Source organism: Gordonia sp. w5E2, assembly GCF_036540975.1.
GTDB lineage: Bacteria > Actinomycetota > Actinomycetes > Mycobacteriales > Mycobacteriaceae > Gordonia > Gordonia jacobaea.
Genome location: NZ_CP144213.1, coordinates 3,832,655 through 3,847,535, shown reverse-complemented (window position 1 = coordinate 3,847,535; position 14,881 = coordinate 3,832,655). Strand labels below are relative to the sequence as shown.

The 14,881-nt window shown below is 65.3% G+C and carries 15 protein-coding genes; 9 read left to right on the top strand and 6 right to left on the bottom strand.

From position 1 onward, the window contains the following. The first annotated feature begins 40 nt into the window (after positions 1-40). Genes RND64_RS17365 through RND64_RS17350 form a run of 4 tightly spaced genes read left to right on the top strand, consistent with a single transcriptional unit; the run spans position 41 to position 3,482 of the window. On the top strand, positions 41-1,027 hold the full coding sequence (locus tag RND64_RS17365) for an MlaD family protein (RefSeq protein WP_235434337.1): 987 nt from the start codon (positions 41-43) through the stop codon (positions 1,025-1,027). Further along, positions 1,024-1,983 carry an MlaD family protein gene (locus RND64_RS17360; protein WP_049698707.1) on the top strand — a complete coding sequence of 320 codons (960 nt, stop codon included), beginning with the start codon at positions 1,024-1,026 and terminating at the stop codon, positions 1,981-1,983. The genes RND64_RS17365 and RND64_RS17360 overlap by 4 nt, the downstream gene beginning before the upstream one ends. Positions 1,984-2,010: 27 nt before the next feature. After that, positions 2,011-2,901 carry a hypothetical protein gene (locus RND64_RS17355; protein ID WP_049698708.1) on the top strand — a complete coding sequence of 297 codons (891 nt, stop codon included), beginning with the start codon at positions 2,011-2,013 and terminating at the stop codon, positions 2,899-2,901. Then, positions 2,898-3,482 (top strand): hypothetical protein, encoded by a 585-nt coding sequence (locus tag RND64_RS17350; protein ID WP_152930049.1) that lies wholly within the window; start codon positions 2,898-2,900, stop codon positions 3,480-3,482. Before RND64_RS17355 ends, RND64_RS17350 begins: the two co-directional genes overlap by 4 nt. Here the strand turns inward: RND64_RS17350 and RND64_RS17345 are convergent. Continuing rightward, positions 3,460-4,206, bottom strand: coding sequence for a DUF5134 domain-containing protein (locus RND64_RS17345; protein WP_049698709.1), 747 nt, complete (start codon positions 4,204-4,206; stop codon positions 3,460-3,462). The two genes, RND64_RS17350 and RND64_RS17345, sit on opposite strands and share 23 nt — an antisense overlap. Beyond that, positions 4,203-5,726, bottom strand: a complete 1,524-nt coding sequence (locus tag RND64_RS17340) for a PepSY-associated TM helix domain-containing protein (RefSeq protein ID WP_049698710.1) — start codon at positions 5,724-5,726, stop codon at positions 4,203-4,205. Before RND64_RS17340 ends, RND64_RS17345 begins: the two co-directional genes overlap by 4 nt. Before the next feature lie 243 nt (positions 5,727-5,969). Between RND64_RS17340 and RND64_RS17335 the strand changes: the two genes are divergently transcribed. The 5 genes from RND64_RS17335 (at position 5,970) to RND64_RS17315 (ending at position 11,829) form a co-directional block, all read left to right on the top strand. Beyond that, positions 5,970-7,631, top strand: coding sequence for a flavin monoamine oxidase family protein (locus tag RND64_RS17335; RefSeq protein ID WP_049698711.1), 1,662 nt, complete (start codon positions 5,970-5,972; stop codon positions 7,629-7,631). A 47-nt stretch (positions 7,632-7,678) separates the two neighbouring features. Further along, entirely contained in the window at positions 7,679-8,476 is a 798-nt protein-coding gene (locus RND64_RS17330; protein ID WP_049699015.1) for a carbon-nitrogen hydrolase family protein, read from the top strand. 357 nt (positions 8,477-8,833) lie between these two features. Next, on the top strand, positions 8,834-9,601 hold the full coding sequence (locus RND64_RS17325; protein WP_235434338.1) for a hypothetical protein: 768 nt from the start codon (positions 8,834-8,836) through the stop codon (positions 9,599-9,601). A 54-nt stretch (positions 9,602-9,655) separates the two neighbouring features. Then, positions 9,656-10,861 carry a DNA polymerase IV gene (locus RND64_RS17320; RefSeq protein WP_331436171.1) on the top strand — a complete coding sequence of 402 codons (1,206 nt, stop codon included), beginning with the start codon at positions 9,656-9,658 and terminating at the stop codon, positions 10,859-10,861. Continuing rightward, positions 10,861-11,829 (top strand): esterase/lipase family protein, encoded by a 969-nt coding sequence (locus RND64_RS17315; RefSeq protein ID WP_049698714.1) that lies wholly within the window; start codon positions 10,861-10,863, stop codon positions 11,827-11,829. Before RND64_RS17320 ends, RND64_RS17315 begins: the two co-directional genes overlap by 1 nt. On the opposite strand, the gene RND64_RS17310 is transcribed toward RND64_RS17315, so the two are convergent. The 4 genes from RND64_RS17310 to RND64_RS17295 all read right to left on the bottom strand — a co-directional run bounded on the left by RND64_RS17310 (position 11,826) and on the right by RND64_RS17295 (position 14,850). Next, positions 11,826-13,466: a SulP family inorganic anion transporter gene (locus RND64_RS17310; RefSeq protein ID WP_049698715.1), complete on the bottom strand. Its 1,641-nt coding sequence runs from the start codon at positions 13,464-13,466 to the stop codon at positions 11,826-11,828. The two genes, RND64_RS17315 and RND64_RS17310, sit on opposite strands and share 4 nt — an antisense overlap. 65 nt (positions 13,467-13,531) lie before the next feature. Next, positions 13,532-13,894, bottom strand: coding sequence for an ArsR/SmtB family transcription factor (locus RND64_RS17305; protein ID WP_049698716.1), 363 nt, complete (start codon positions 13,892-13,894; stop codon positions 13,532-13,534). Positions 13,895-14,002: 108 nt separating this feature from the next. Continuing rightward, positions 14,003-14,503 carry a SixA phosphatase family protein gene (locus tag RND64_RS17300; protein WP_049698717.1) on the bottom strand — a complete coding sequence of 167 codons (501 nt, stop codon included), beginning with the start codon at positions 14,501-14,503 and terminating at the stop codon, positions 14,003-14,005. Next, entirely contained in the window at positions 14,500-14,850 is a 351-nt protein-coding gene (locus RND64_RS17295) for a hypothetical protein (protein ID WP_049698718.1), read from the bottom strand. Before RND64_RS17295 ends, RND64_RS17300 begins: the two co-directional genes overlap by 4 nt. Between the last annotated feature and the right edge of the window lie 31 nt (positions 14,851-14,881).

Here is a 14,881-nt window from a genome sequence, read left to right as displayed (position 1 = left end):
GCGTCGTGGAGTCTCATTTGTCCTGTGTGTACTGGCCGTGGTGGCAGCAGTTGTCGTCGTCGCGGTCGGACGTGGGACCAATCCCGCGAATCTGTTGCCGAGACTGACCTCGTCGTCGTCGAATTCGACGACGCTCTACGTCGACTTCTCCTCGGTCGTCAACCTCCCGCTGGGTGCGCGGGTGCTCTCACGCGGCACCCAGATCGGGACGCTTGAATCCATCGAGCTCGTCCCCAACGCCGCGCGGCTGACCCTCGGCATCACGCCACAAGCCCAGGTGTTGCGCGGCTCGAAAGCCGAACTGCGACAGTCGACGATGCTCGGCGACATCTACGTCGCGTTGATACCGCCCGCATCCTCGAGCGCGCCCCTCCTGCACGACGGCGACGTCATCGGTCTACACGACACAGACCCCGGCCCCCAGATCGAAGACATCATCACCAATCTCGCCGACTTCATGGCGGGCGGTTCGGTGATGCGAGTGCAGGATTCGATCCGCAAGGTCAACGAGTCCGTCGACATCGAGAACGGCGACCTCCCCGCAGCATCACGCGTCGGCGCCCACGATATCCAGGATCTCGCACGCGGCACCGACGAGCTGAACTCGATGATCGACACACTCGATGAAACCAGCCGCCAGATAGCTTCTGACCCAGCTCTTCTCGCGATGTCGATGGGTCCGCAGGGCCAGTTCACCCTGGGATCTGTCATGGACGCGATCAGTGAGGGATTCAAACTCGTCGCGGGTTCCAGCGCTCTCGCGATCGGTCTGAGCTGGCTCACGCCGAGGCTCGCCGAGCTCAACCCGTTCCTGGAGAAGATCACGCCCCTGCTGCGCAGCTACTCCGCGTCCTCGACCGAATTCAACGGCAACATCGGCAAGGTCGTCGACGTGACGCAGACAAAGCTCCTCCCGTTCGCCAAGAACGGTGGGGTCTCCGTCGACAAGATCACCGTGGGTGGGGATCGTCGGGAAGCAACTCGGTCGGTGACGGCGGTGTTGCGCATGATCGGAGCGGTCCGATGAAGGCGCGCTACATGTTCTCCATCATGGCGACCATTGCGGTGCTCATCCTCGCGGTCGCCTACCTCTCGGTGGGCGTACTGAAGATGCGGGTCATCTCCGACCAGACGACGGTCACCATCACCGCACCCAAATCCAATGGCCTGCACGCCGGTTCGGCTGTCCTGCTCCGCGGAGTGTCGATCGGGAGTGTGTCGTCGGTGACCTACACCGGCGGCAACGACATCGACATCGAGATCTCCTACGACGCCACGCATCAGATACCGTCGAACAGCAAACTCGTCATCGAGAACCAATCGATGATCGGGGAGTCGGGACTCTTCCTCATCCCCCCGAAAGACGATGCGGCCCAAACGATTCGTAGTGGTCAGACCCTGACCGCAACCGTGGTCGACGTCCCGGCATCGGTACCGGAACTCCTCGGCTCGACACAGACGCTGCTCGATCAGGTCGACCCGACACTCGTCAACGATCTCGTCGACACTCTCGCGGCAGCACTCGCCGGAACCGAGTCCGACGTCGAACGCCTCACACCAGCCGCGCAGGTACTCGCGGCGACGATGATCTACTCACAGCCGGCCATCGAGAAGATCATCGGAAACTCGACGACGATGCTGCAGGACGGCGCCTGGATCGGCCCGTCGCTGCGTCCGACTGCTCCCCAACTCGTGTACGCGGGCACCAGCGTCCGCGACGTCGTGACCGCGGTCAAGCCATTCGCGGTCTCCACCGACGGCGGAAAGAAGATCCGAGATCGCTGGAAACCGTCATTGAATCGGTCCGCTGAGTTCGTGAACACCATCGCACCCCCATTGGGCAGCATCGCCGACACACTGCTCCCCGCCGCACGGCAGTCGGGTTCGGTGCTGGCCCAGATCAACATCGCGACGCTGCTGGAGCAGGCAATGAAGGTCCTGCCCGGCGACAGCCTGCAACTAACCGTGACCCCGCCGAGATGACAGCCCGAGCCGACAAGGAGTCAGCCCATGACAACCGACCTGCACACCACGACCAACGACGCCGAGCCGGAGAACGACGAGGGCGCGAATGACACCACCGCTACGCCCGCCGAGAAAGCTACTGCCGAGAAGCCCTCCGCAGGGAAGGCTGCTGCCGAGAAGACTCCCGCCGCAAAGCCTTCTCCCGAAGAGTCTCCTGTCGAAAAGCCATCCGCGCGAGCTCAGTTGACCGAGTACCTGACGGTGCGTCGCCCCCCGGTTGTCGCGGCGGTCAGCATGCTGTGCGTCGCCGCGCTAGTCGCGGTCGGCGTGCTCGCCTACCTCCTCGTGCAGCGATCCGACGACCTCGCCGCCGAGCGCCAACTGACCGCCGACAAACAGACAGCCGAGACCGTCGCCGGTAGGTACGCGGTCGGCGCGGCGACATTCGACTTCAACAACCTGCAACCGTGGTCGGCAGCACTCAAGAATGGCACTGCGCCGGAACTCAATTCGCGCTTCGACGTCGCGGTGAACACGCTGACACCACTCATCCAAGAGGTCCAGTGGGTGCAGACCGCGAAGCTGATAGCAGCGAAAACCGTTGACATCAGGGCTGATCGACAGTTCATCGTGCAGGTCTTCGTCTCCACGCACATGACGAGCACACAGAATCCGAAGGGACTCAACACCGTCACCCCCTACACCATCACGCTCGACCGTGACAGCAAGTGGCTGATCACCGACGTCGCCGGGATCGCAGGCGCGGCACAGGACGGCTCGTCGGGCAGCGGCACCCCGAATCTCACGCAGAGCGACGCGGGCTCCGGAAGCCAGGGCAGCAGTACTCAGGGAAACAGCAACCAGAGCGACGGCAACCAGGGGAGTGACGGCACGGGCGGTCAGGCTCCGGCCGTCCCCGCGCAGCCGACACCGTGACCTCGTCCCCAACCCCACCAAGCGGACGCCGCTGGTCGGTCGTGCTGCTCGTCGTGGCAACGGTGGGAGGCGTTGCCACGACGATGACGTGGGTTCGGGCGCAGGGGTCGGTCATTCCGGCGTCGACCGATCTGACCGACCAGGCCGTCACACGTTCGGGAGCACCCGAAGAGCTTGCCGCGCGCGGCGTCGTGAGTCTTGGCGGAGCCATCGCGCTGGTGGCAGCCTGCCTCCTCGTCGCGCTGGCGCTGTGGGCAGTCAGCCCGGGCTATCGGCACGCTCGCGCCGGGTACGCCGTGATCGGGGTGTCGGCGGTCGGCATCGCGGCGGTGGTGTGGTTCCTCATGGATGCGGCGGTGTATTCGTCGGTCTTCGGCGGGGCAGTCGACGTCCAGACCGACACCGTCGAGGTGTCCGCATGGCCGCCGATCACGCTGTGCTGCTTCGTGATCGCCTGTCTCGTGGGTGTGATGCTGGTGCCGCGAGCGGGTCGAGACGATCGCACACCAGCCAACGACGTTCCCGCAGAACCCTTTACGACGCCGCGTCCCCCAACGCTCAGAGCATCACGCCGAACATGATCGACATCCCCGCGGCCATGCAGATCTGCGAGATGTCGCCCGCGAAGGCGAGTACATCCGACGTCGTGCCCGCGCGGCGTCGTCGATCGAGATAGCGGTACAACCACACCACGGCGGCGATGGCGAAACCGATCGTGAGAATCCAATTGATGGGAGTGATGTACGCCGGTTGGCTGGTGCCGGTCATGTCCATTCCCGGCATGTCCATGCCGCCGGAACCGTGGTCGTGGGCGAGCACGAGCTCGCCGAGCGCCGACGTGTATTCGACTGCGCCCGAAGCACTTGCCGAGGTACTCCCAGGGAGCAGGCTGCCGTTCATCACGGCGTACATCCACGCCATCGCGCCCATCATGACCGCGTGGTAGACGGCGACAGATCGTCCGAACACCGAGTCGGTCGCGGGGACGCAACCACAGTTCGCCCCGCAGGTGCACACATCGCCACACCCGCATTCCGGTTCGGCGAGAACAGAACTCGGGAATGCGAGAGTCGCCAGAAACCAGATGGCAGCGACGATGAAGAAGACCGTCGGGCCTGTGGTCGGCCAGCTCATCGAGAACGGCCACGCCATCACGATCATCGCGACGGCCATGATCAGGTGCAGCACGTGTCCGACGTAGGCGGGCCAGCGAAGCGGTTGGCGCACCATTGCGTACACGGTCAACGCCGCGGAGATCGCGAACAGGATCGTGACGACCCAGCGGAGTGCGAGATTGTCGATCATCGGGCACTCTCGGTTGCTGCCGTAGCCGGTTGCTCATCGGAGGGGCCGTGCTCGCTTCCGTGCGGAGGGGTCCCCGAACCGCGGCGCGAAGCAACGATGCCCCACACGGCGTCGACGATCACGAACAGCGCCAACGGAATTCCGAACCACGGCGCAAACCACCCGAGTACTGCGACCACGACGATGAGCGCAACCGCCTCACCGGGCAGGAGCGAACTCAGCGACCCTCGCCCCGGCGCTTTGGGCAGTCCACCTCTCGTGGGACGCCGCCGCCACCACATCAGGTAGCCGCGGACGATCACGCTGATCAGTCCGATTCCCAAGAGCACCAGGATGATCTGATTGATGATGCCGAAAAGGCCCATATGTGCGCTGATGGCCCAGTCGGTCATTTTCGCCATGAACGGCCACTGCGCGAAGTTCACCCGATCGGCGACAGCAAATGTCTTGGGGTCCACCGCGATCGCGTCGTACCGGGTGGGGAATCCGCGGTTGTTCTCGTTCACCGACCACGCCGCGCCCTCCGCGGACGGCGGCGTGATGACCATCGGTGCGCGCAGACCCGCTTGCGTGGCGGTGTTGTCGACGGCGGTGAAGTCCGACGGCGTGATCGTCGGCGGGGCTTCGGCTGTCGCATCACCCCCGTGGTGATGACCTTCGCTCGACGACGCGGGCGACGTCGAGACCGCGGGCGTCGTCCACGACAGTTCGGTGCGCAACTCAGAAATGCTCGCACCCGCATACCGCGACCAACTCAGCCCCGACGCCGACAGCGCGACGAGTCCGATGATGATCCACGTGCCGACGGCCCCGTGCCAGGTCAATGTTCGACGACGCTTCGGGGCATCGCGGTCAGGGGTGAGCACACGGTTGAGCTTGTGGGTCCGTCGTCGATAGCCGATCCAGAGGACCAGCCCACCCAGCGCCGTCACCCAGAGCCAGCTCGCGGCGATCTCGCTGTAATTGCGGCCGACGACACCCAGGTGCAGGTTGCGGTGCAGGTCGTCGAACCACGTGCGTACGGGCAGCCATTCGCCCATCGTGGTCAGCGATCCGCGCACATCACCGGTGTACGGATCGACGAAGACGGTGCGTGTTCGGTCAGACGGCAGGTCGTCGACGCTCAGTGTCACCCGCGTCGTCGAGTCGGCCTTCGGTGCAGGCGTCACCGACGCGATGCTTCCCTCCGGATGAGCTCGACGCGCCGCAGCGACCTGATCGCCGAGCGGAAGCCGCTGTGTGCCGACATTGTCGACGGTGAGCTCATGACTGTAGACGGCCCGGTCGACCTGCGGGATGAGTGCGTACAGCGTGCCCGTCACGGCCGCGACCAGCAGGAACGGGCCGATCAGGATGCCAGCGTAGAAATGCCAGCGCAGCAGGAGCGGACGCCACCGCTGTGCCGCCGACGGGGCCGGCCGCGCGCCTCGCGCATCACGATCTGGTTCGACGGCTTCTGATTCGCCGGTCTGGGGTTCGACGGTCTCGGACTCGGCTGGCTTGTCTGGCGCGGAATCCACGGGTGGAGGGCTGACCACGGCTTCGGTGACTTCCTTCTCGGGATGGCTGCACTGCCGCCGGTTTTCCGACGGCACTGTGAGGAGTAGTCGCCTCGGCCCCGCTTGCGGTTCCCGCAGATCTTGGATGACCTGGGTCACTGTCGACTGTGCGCTCGAGACCGTCGACCGTGCGCTCCATCACGCCGACCGTGCGCACGAGGCAGAAGTCCCGCACGTCAGCGCGCCAGACCATAGGGTTGATACGTGCAGCCAGACGCACCTGTCACCATCTTCGGCCCCGACTTCCCGTTCGCATACGACGACTGGATCAGCAATCCCGCGGGTCTCGGTCGCGTGCCCGACGACGCGCTGGGCGCGGAGGTCGCGATCATCGGCGCCGGTATGGCGGGCATGGTCGCCGCGTACGAGTTGATGAGGGTCGGTCTGCGGCCCGTCGTGTACGAGCCCGATCGCATCGGCGGCCGGCTGCGCTCCGAGCAGTTCGTGCCGGGAGAGCCCGAGGTCGCCGAGCTCGGCGGCATGCGGTTCCCCGTCTCGTCGAGCGCGTTCTTCCACTATGTCGACGCACTCGGTCTGCGCTCGCGCCCGTTTCCCAACCCGTTGACAGAGGCCGCGGGCAGCACCGTCATCGATCTCGGTGGCGAGACGTTCTATGCCGAGACGCTCGACGACCTACCGCCGATCTACCGCGAGATCTCCGACGCCTGGGATTCGGCGCTCGAACGTATCGCGGGATTCTCTGCGCTGCAGGATGCGATCCGCGCTCGCGACACCGCCACGCTCAAATCGATGTGGAACGAACTCGTCCGAGAGTGGGACGACCGCAGCTTTTACGACTTCCTCGCGACGTCGAAAGAGTTCGGTAACGCGACGTTTCGGCATCGAGAGTTGTTCGGGCAGGTCGGATTCGGGACAGGCGGGTGGGATTCGGACTTCGGCAACTCGATGCTGGAGATCCTGCGCGTCGTCGTGACGAACTGTGACACCGACCAGCGGTTGATTGTCGGTGGGGCAGAACAGGTTCCGCGTCGCCTCTGGTCGGCCACGCCCCATCGCATCGCGCACTGGCCGGTCGGGACAAGCCTGTCGTCGCTGCACAGTGGCGCGCCACGCGCGGGCGTTGCCGCGATCCGACGACTCGGCCCCGACCGCATCGAGGTCACCGACCGCTGGGGCGACTCGCGGGAGTTCTCCGCCGTGGTCGCCACCTGCCAGGCATGGCTGTTGTCGACCGAGATCGAGTGCGACGAATCGTTGTTCAGCCAGGACCTCTGGATGGCGCTCGACCGCACCCGCTACATGCAGTCGTCGAAGACGTTCGTCATGGTCGACCGTCCCTTCTGGACCGACACCGACCCTGCGACCGGCCGTGACGTCTTGAGCATGACGCTCACCGATCGCCTCACCCGCGGCACCTACCTGTTCGACAACGGCCCCGACCGTCCCGGCGTCATCTGCCTCTCGTACACGTGGATGAGCGACGCACTGAAAGTGCTGCCGCATCCGGTCGACCGCCGCGTCGAACTCTCGCTTGCGGCACTGAAGAAGATCTACCCCGACCTCGACATCGCGTCGCACATCGTCGGCCGCCCGATCACCGTCTCGTGGGAGGACGACCCCAACTTCCTCGGCGCGTTCAAGGGCGCACTGCCCGGCCACTATCGCTATAACACCCGGATGTACAACCACTTTCACGGTCAAGAGAATCTGCCCGACGCCGAGCGGGGCATCTTCATCGCGGGCGACGACGTCTCGTTCACGCCCGCATGGGTCGAGGGCGCGGTGCAGACAGGCCTCAACGCGGTCTGGGGAGTGATCACTCATTTCGGCGGCGCCTCGCACCCGTCCAATCCCGGGCCGGGTGATCTGTTCGCAGAACTCGGACCCATCGACATAGGGCCGTGACCGCCGTCCCGCCACAGAAGTGCGTCCCATCGCAGAAAGAGACTTGGATGACCACCGATCGACTACGAATTGCGTTGTGGCAGTGCCACTCTGTCGCCGACGACGTCGAGGGCAATCTCGACCGACTTGAGCAAGCTGCCACGGAGGCCGCTGCACTCGACGCCGACCTGTTGATCACGCCCGAGATGTACCTGACCGGCTACAACATCGCGCCGAGCACCGCGCGACGCCTCGCCGACCCCGTCGACGGCAGGCTCGGCAACGCCGTCGGTGACGTCGCGCGTCGCACCCGGATCGCGATCCTGTACGGATGCGCAGAACTCGACGACTCGGCCGTCTACAACACCGTGAGACTCGTCGACGCGAACGGCATTTCCCTTGCCTCGCACCGGAAGACGCATCTGTTCGGCGACGTCGACCGCGACGCCGTGACCGCGGGTATCGCCCCGCCCCCGGTGATCGACATCGGCGGCTGGAGTCTCGGTCTGCTCATCTGCTACGAGGTCGAGTTCCCAGAACTGGTGCGCGACCTCGCGGTCCGTGGCGCCGAGGTGATCTGCGTTCCCACCGCGAACATGCCCGAGTTCGACGCCGTCCAGACGGTGCTGCTCCCGGCCCGCGCGCTGGAGAACACCGTCTATGTGGCATACGCGAACTACTGCGGCGTCGAGGGCGACCTCGCATACGGTGGCCTCAGCGAGGGCATTGGCCCGGACGGTCGGGTGCTCGCGCGTGCCGAGCGCGAACCAGAACTGCTGGTCGTCGACGTCGAGCGAAAAGTGCTCGACGACGCGCGCGAGCGATTCACCTACCTGGACGACAGACGCTCGGATTTGTTGTCGTAACGCGAGGCGTCTCGGGCGCGGCACATCATCCGTTGATTTCAATATGAAGTTTGGTTCAGCAATTATTTAGTCCTCGCATCTGCGCAGGTCGAAGGCCCTCTGTGAGACGCTTGGACGAATGTGTCGACAGTCACGTCGGGATGTGGACATGACCTACGGCCGTGTTCTACCGTTACCTACGGGTCAGTAAGCTACCGGCTGGTAGCGATGCTTTTGGGGTCACTTTCACCACGACGGTGTTCGCTAAAGCGTGCGCTCTGCTCGGCGGTGGTGGCCCCTTTTTCATGCTGATCTGTCATCCGATCGAGTGTCGACGAAGGGGGCGGGTTCATGACCGAGACGGCTACGGATATCGGAGTGTCCACACATACAGGACAGGTGCGTTCGAGGGGTTCGCGCTCGTCCGAAGCGCAGCGGCAGGGGCGAGGTGCGCGACGACAGCAACGCGCGCGCGCCTTCCTGCGGCCTGCGGTGTTGATCGAGGCGATCGAGGTCGAAAAGCTCATCGTCATACCCGGACTCGACGTTCTGCTCGCTGAGCCGGAACGCTTCGGACTGATCAACGAGACGTCGGCAGCGTTGCGTCAGGCGGTCGATCGGCACGAGACCGCGGTCGACGTGCTGATCGGCATGCTCATCGATTCGATCGGCGACGACGAGAGTGCCGCAGACCAACTCAACAATGCTCCCGTGGTGCTGCCGGTTCGGGCATTGCAGAGCATCGTCGACGACTACCGGGACAGCAACGACGTCGCGAAGGTCGACATGGTGCGGCTGGCCTTCCTCTTTGTTGCGGTGCATGCACTCACCGACCCGACGAACTGTGCGACGGCCTCCCGCAACCTCAACCTCGTGCCGCCGCCACTGCACCGCGACCGCGCTGTGCTCGGGCGGGTCATGGCCCACGCCCTGCCCACCTTCACAGCACGCGACCGCGACCTGTTCGCCGTGTACGTCAGCAAGGCGAGCGCGTTCTTCGCCGTCCCGGCTCCGGCATCGCCGACGTCCGAGGACGACGGTGCCACCGACCTCGCGATCGTCCGCTACAACGCCCACGCCCTGCGCACCAGTTGCCAGCACGTCGGGCTGGGCGGCAACGCTGTCCGCGTCGCCGGCTTGGGCTGACCAGCAGCGAACGTTTCGCGGCGCGGTGCGCAGCGCGACCGTAGGCTTTGACGTGTGAGCACCGACCGGCCGCAACGCTTCCGGTGGCTCCTGCACTTCGATCTCGACCAGTTCCAGGTCTCGGTCGAGCGTCTGCGGAGTCCCGAGCTCGCCGATGTCGCGCTCATCGTCGGTGGTAACGGCGACCCGTCGGAACCGCGCAAGGTCGTGACATGTGCGTCGTACGAGGCTCGCGCGCACGGCGTCCGCGCGGGCATGCCCCTGCGCACCGCGCACCGCAAGCTACCCGACGCCGTGTTCATTCCCCTCGACACGCAGGCATACGACGCCGCGTCGGCGGAGGTCATGGACACGATCCGCGGACTCGGGTATCCGGTCGAAGTGTGGGGCTGGGACGAGGCATACGTGGGCGTCGAAAGAGAGGGCATCGAAAGAGAGGGCGTCGAAAGAGAGGGCGTCGACGACGCCGCGGTCACCGAGATCGCTACCCGCATGCGCACCGCGGTTCTCGGCGCAACCGGCCTCGACTCTTCTGTGGGGATCAGCGACAACAAACAGCGGGCGAAGATGGCCACCGAGTTCGCGAAGAAGCCCGACCGTCTGCCTCCGCGAGACCCCGCAGGCGTCTCGACCTTCCTGCCGGTGCAACCGTTGCCCGACAAGGTCTTTCTGCTCGACGACCGCAACTGGATCGAACTGATGGGGCAGCGTCCCACCAGGGATCTATGGAGTGTCGGACCCAAAACCGCGCAGAAGCTCAGCGCCAACGACATCGACACCGTCGACGACTTGATCGCGACGCCGCGCGACGACCTCATCTCCACATTCGGTCCGCACCAGGGCAATTGGCTCTACGTGCTGTGCCGGGGCCATGGCGACTCGACGATCACCGCAGAACCGTGGGAGGCGCGCTCGCACTCCAAGTCGCGGACCTTCCCGGCCGATCTGACATCGGTGGCCGAGAAACACTCTGCGGCGCGACAATTGACACGAGAACTGCTCGACCAGGTGATCGACGAAGACCGCGTACCGTTCCGGATCGCGGTCACCGTGCGGACGTCGACCTTCTACACCAGGACCAAGTCGCGCAAACTCGCCGCACCCACCCTCGACATCGCAGAACTCACGCCGGTCGTTCTCGACCTCCTCGACCGCTTCGACGCCGACCGCCCCGTGCGACTGCTCGGAGTACGCATGGATCTCGTACCCCTCGACGCTCAGCCCACTGTCGACACCGATCTCGACCTCGAGGTGACCTGATGCAGCAGAACAGAATTCGCTCAGTGTGGCCGACCATCACGGTGACGTTGACAGCCGTGCTCGCACTCGTGCTCGGCCCGGCATCGGCCGACGCCGCGCCCCGGCCCCCTGTCACCTACAACTTTCTCGACGGCGCACGGGCAGAGCTCGCGCACCCGGGTGGCTCACTGCCGGGCACCAACGACTTCTCGTGCCGTCCGACGCCGCGCCATCCCCGACCCGTCGTCCTCGTACACGGCAGTGGTGGTGGACAGCAGACGAATTGGGCGACGCTCGCACCCGTGTTGGCCACCGAGGGCTACTGCGTCTTCGCCATGACATACGGAGCCCTGTCGACGCAATGGCCCGCATCGGCGCTCGGTGGCCTCGGCCCGAAAGAAGACAGCGCATGGCAACTCGCGTCGTTCATGTCGAAGGTCATGGCTGCGACGCACAGCGACCAGGTCGACGTCGTCGGGCATTCACTCGGTACCGAGATCCCCACCTATTGGATGAAGTACCTCGGCGGACGCGGCCATGTGGCGCACTACATCTCACTCGCGCCGTACTGGCGCCAGGGACCCGACGACGACGATGCTCGCGGTGAGGCGGTGGCCGAGTTCCGACGCGCGCTCGGTGTTCCGACACCGAAACGCCCGAACTGCCCCGACTGCGTTGCGCCGCCCCGCGATCTGGACTTCAACCACGCCGTTCGGCAGCCGACTCCCTACCTTCCCGGAGTGCGCTACACGAACATCGTCACCAGATTCGACGACATCGTCACGCCCTACTGGGTGGGAATTCTGCCGGGCGGTCCCGGGACGTCGGTACGCAACATCGAGTTACAGGACGGGTGCGACCTCGACTTCGCCGACCATCTGTCGATCGTGTCCGACCGTCGAGCGGTCGCGCACGTCCTCAACGCGCTCGACCCCGCACATCCGCGTCCGGTGCCGTGCGTGTTCGTGCCACCCATCACAGGTGGCTAGCCCGCAGGAGAGACCCGATCGTTCGCGACATGTTCGCGGGCATGGGTGATCGCGTCGTCGAGGTTGGTCATCAGATGATTCTCGTGACGGAGTTCGTCGATCACCCCGACGCCTTCGAGTAGCTTGAGATGGTCGTCCTGCACGCCCTTGATGATGACGGTGATTCCGCGACCCTCGAGGTCGGAGACGATCTCTGCGAGCGTGTGGGCCCCTGTCGCGTCGAGCATCCCGAGATGCGACATCCGGATGATCACCACCCGTACCGTGGCGTCGGAGTGGGCGCCGGACGAGATGGCCGTCGAGATGCGTTCTGCCGCACCGAAGAACATCGCTCCGTCGAGTCGGAGCAGTGCGATGGCCTCATCGCCCGGTTGTGCTGGTCCCGGTAGCTCTTCGCGCGTCACGCTCGACCGCTTCGCGACCTGCCGCAGTGCGAAGAACGCTGCGACGACAATGCCGATCTGTACCGCCTCGATGAGGTCGAAGCACACGGTGATGACTGCCGTCATCGCGAAGATCAGCGCGTCGGATCGTGTGGAACGCATGATCTTTCGGACCGTCGACGACGAGATCATCCGAAAGCACGTCACCATGAGCACACCCGACAGCGCAGCCAGCGGGATCTGTGAGACGGGGCCCGTTGCCAGGTACACCACTCCGAGGAGGAACACGGAGTGCACGATGGCCGACACACGTGTGCGTGCTCCCGAACGTACGTTGACCGCGGTCCGCGCGATCGCCCCGGTGGCGGGCATGCCGCCGAACATCCCCGACGCCACGGACGCGAGTCCCTGGCCGGTGAGTTCGCGGTCGGGATCGTATGGGCCGGTCGGCGACATCGTTGCGGCGACCCGCGCTGACAGCAGCGACTCGATCGCCGCGAGTGCTGCGATGGCAACAGCAGCTCCCGCAAGGGATTTCATGGTCGAGACGTCGAGGTGGGGTAGCGCGGGTGCAGGCAGATGTGAGGGGAGTTCGCCGATTCGCCGCACCCCCAGGTGCATGAACCCGACGATCACGGTCACTAGGATGACGGCGGTCAACGACTCGGGAATGCTCCGATGGATGCGCGGCAACCCGACCATCAGCACAGCGATCACGGCGACGATGCCGAGGGTTTGGAGCGCGACGCTCCAGTCGGCATGTGTGACAACGTGAATGGCTGCCGGGAGCGTGCGTTCGCCTTTCGGTGCGTCGGCGCCGAACGCGGCGGGAACCTGCTGCAAGAAGATGATCACGGCGATGCCGAGTGTGAACCCCTCGATCACCGGCCACGGAATGAACGTGACAGCCCGCCCGAGACCGACGGCCCCCGCGATCAGCACGATGAGTCCAGCCATCACCGTCACCAATGCGATCGACGAGATCCCGTGCGCCGCAACGATCGGCGCGAGGATCACGGCCATCGCACCCGTTGGGCCGGAGACCTGCACGTGAGACCCCCCGAAGATCGCGGCGACGAGGCCTGCAACGACAGCGGTGATCAGGCCGGCGGCCGCTCCGACGCCCGAACTGATACCGAAGGCAAGGGCAAGCGGGAGTGCGACAACGCCGACCGTGACACCGGCGACGACGTCGGACTTCCACGAACGACGTAGCCCGGCGTAGTCGCCGGTGGTGGGGATGAGTCGCAGCATGCGGCGCGGGGCGATCGCATGCAGCCACGCAGAGCTTCGGCGCCTCGGCCCTGTGGCCGTCGCGCTCACTGTGCGACGACGGGCGGGAGCGCAGCCATCGAATCGAGTTGGTCGCGTTCAGCACCGAGCGTGTCGGCGAGAAAGCCGCGCGCGGTCACGAGAAGGTCCGCGACCTTGGGGTTCGCCAGGCTATAGAAGACAGCGTTGCCGACGCGTTCGCTGTGCACAACGCGATGCCGCTTCAAAACGGCAAGATGCTGCGACATCGTCGTCGGTTCGAGCCCCGTGATCGTGAGCAGTTCGCTGACGGGCGTCGGAGCACCGTTGGAGCTGAGCACCTCGAGCACGCGGATCCGAACCGGGTGCGCGAGTCCCTTGAACAGATTTGCCTTGATTTCGTAGAGCGGTTGCGGCCAGTTGGTCGTCATCTGCCGACCTCCTCGGTGATTGATGTGGGCGATGAAATGATGGATTGATAAATTGCGCAATCCATTGATAGCACTTCTGGCATCTCGGGTCGAGTCAGATGTGACGTACTACGCCTCGGCGCGCGGTACCCGGACGCCGAGGAGTTCGGCATCGGGATCGGCGTCCAGGCCGAGGCGATCCCAGTCGAGGGTCACCGCTACCACGGCGTATGCCGAGGTCGGGAACCGTTCGATGTATCCATCCGGGTCGAGGGTGAGTGCCGTCTTCGGCATGCCCGGTTCGTGTCCGACGACGAGAACGGTCGACGCATCGGCCGGCGCGTACACCCGCAAGACCTCCAGGATGTCGACGGGTGATCCGCCGTAGATTTCGTCGAGGAAGGTCGTCGGCGCGCTGATGCCGGTGCGCTCGAGCGTCTCGCGTGTGCGTGTCGCGGTCGAGCAGAGCACGGCGTCGACTCGGAGATCCTCTGAGCGAATCCACTCGCCTGCGAGCGCTGCTTCTCGACGGCCGCGGTCGGCGAGCGGGCGGTCGTGGTCGGCGACACCCGGCGGGTAACCCGACTTGCCGTGACGCATCAGTACCAGCGTGCGGGGTGCTGCGCTCATGCGATGTTCCGCGAGCGGACTGCGTCGTGATCGCCGCGCTGGCGGGCGTCGGCGATACGCAGCACCGTGACCGTGGCTCGCCACGCCGCGGACTCTTGCCGACAGAACTGCGCGTGGTCGTCGTCGCCCGTTGTCGACGCCTCATCGGCCTGGGCGTCGAACTCGTAGGCCTCGTCGAGGCAGTCGGCGATGATCGACAGGACGGTCGTGTGGTCGGTGTGCGCGGCGTCGAGGACCTTCGTGATCGTCTCGGCGTCGAGGGTTGCGAGTTGCTCGAGTTCGGTCCGGAACCACGCGATCGCGCGTGCGTCGTCGTGCCCGGAAGTGCCGTGATGTGTGCCCCGCATCTCTTCAGATTAGTGGGGGACACCGACGCAA

What these genes read in the sequence shown, in the direction of transcription:
- RND64_RS17300 (WP_049698717.1), bottom strand. Translation starts at nt 14,503, where the DNA reads ATGAGCGCAGCACCCCGCACGCTGGTACTGATGCGTCACGGCAAGTCG.
- RND64_RS17360 (WP_049698707.1), top strand. Translation starts at nt 1,024, where the DNA reads ATGAAGGCGCGCTACATGTTCTCCATCATGGCGACCATTGCGGTGCTC.
- RND64_RS17295 (WP_049698718.1), bottom strand. Translation starts at nt 14,850, where the DNA reads ATGCGGGGCACACATCACGGCACTTCCGGGCACGACGACGCACGCGCG.
- RND64_RS17310 (WP_049698715.1), bottom strand. Translation starts at nt 13,466, where the DNA reads ATGCTGCGACTCATCCCCACCACCGGCGACTACGCCGGGCTACGTCGT.
- RND64_RS17330 (WP_049699015.1), top strand. Translation starts at nt 7,679, where the DNA reads ATGACCACCGATCGACTACGAATTGCGTTGTGGCAGTGCCACTCTGTC.
- RND64_RS17315 (WP_049698714.1), top strand. Translation starts at nt 10,861, where the DNA reads ATGCAGCAGAACAGAATTCGCTCAGTGTGGCCGACCATCACGGTGACG.
- RND64_RS17355 (WP_049698708.1), top strand. Translation starts at nt 2,011, where the DNA reads ATGACAACCGACCTGCACACCACGACCAACGACGCCGAGCCGGAGAAC.
- RND64_RS17305 (WP_049698716.1), bottom strand. Translation starts at nt 13,894, where the DNA reads ATGACGACCAACTGGCCGCAACCGCTCTACGAAATCAAGGCAAATCTG.
- RND64_RS17345 (WP_049698709.1), bottom strand. Translation starts at nt 4,206, where the DNA reads ATGATCGACAATCTCGCACTCCGCTGGGTCGTCACGATCCTGTTCGCG.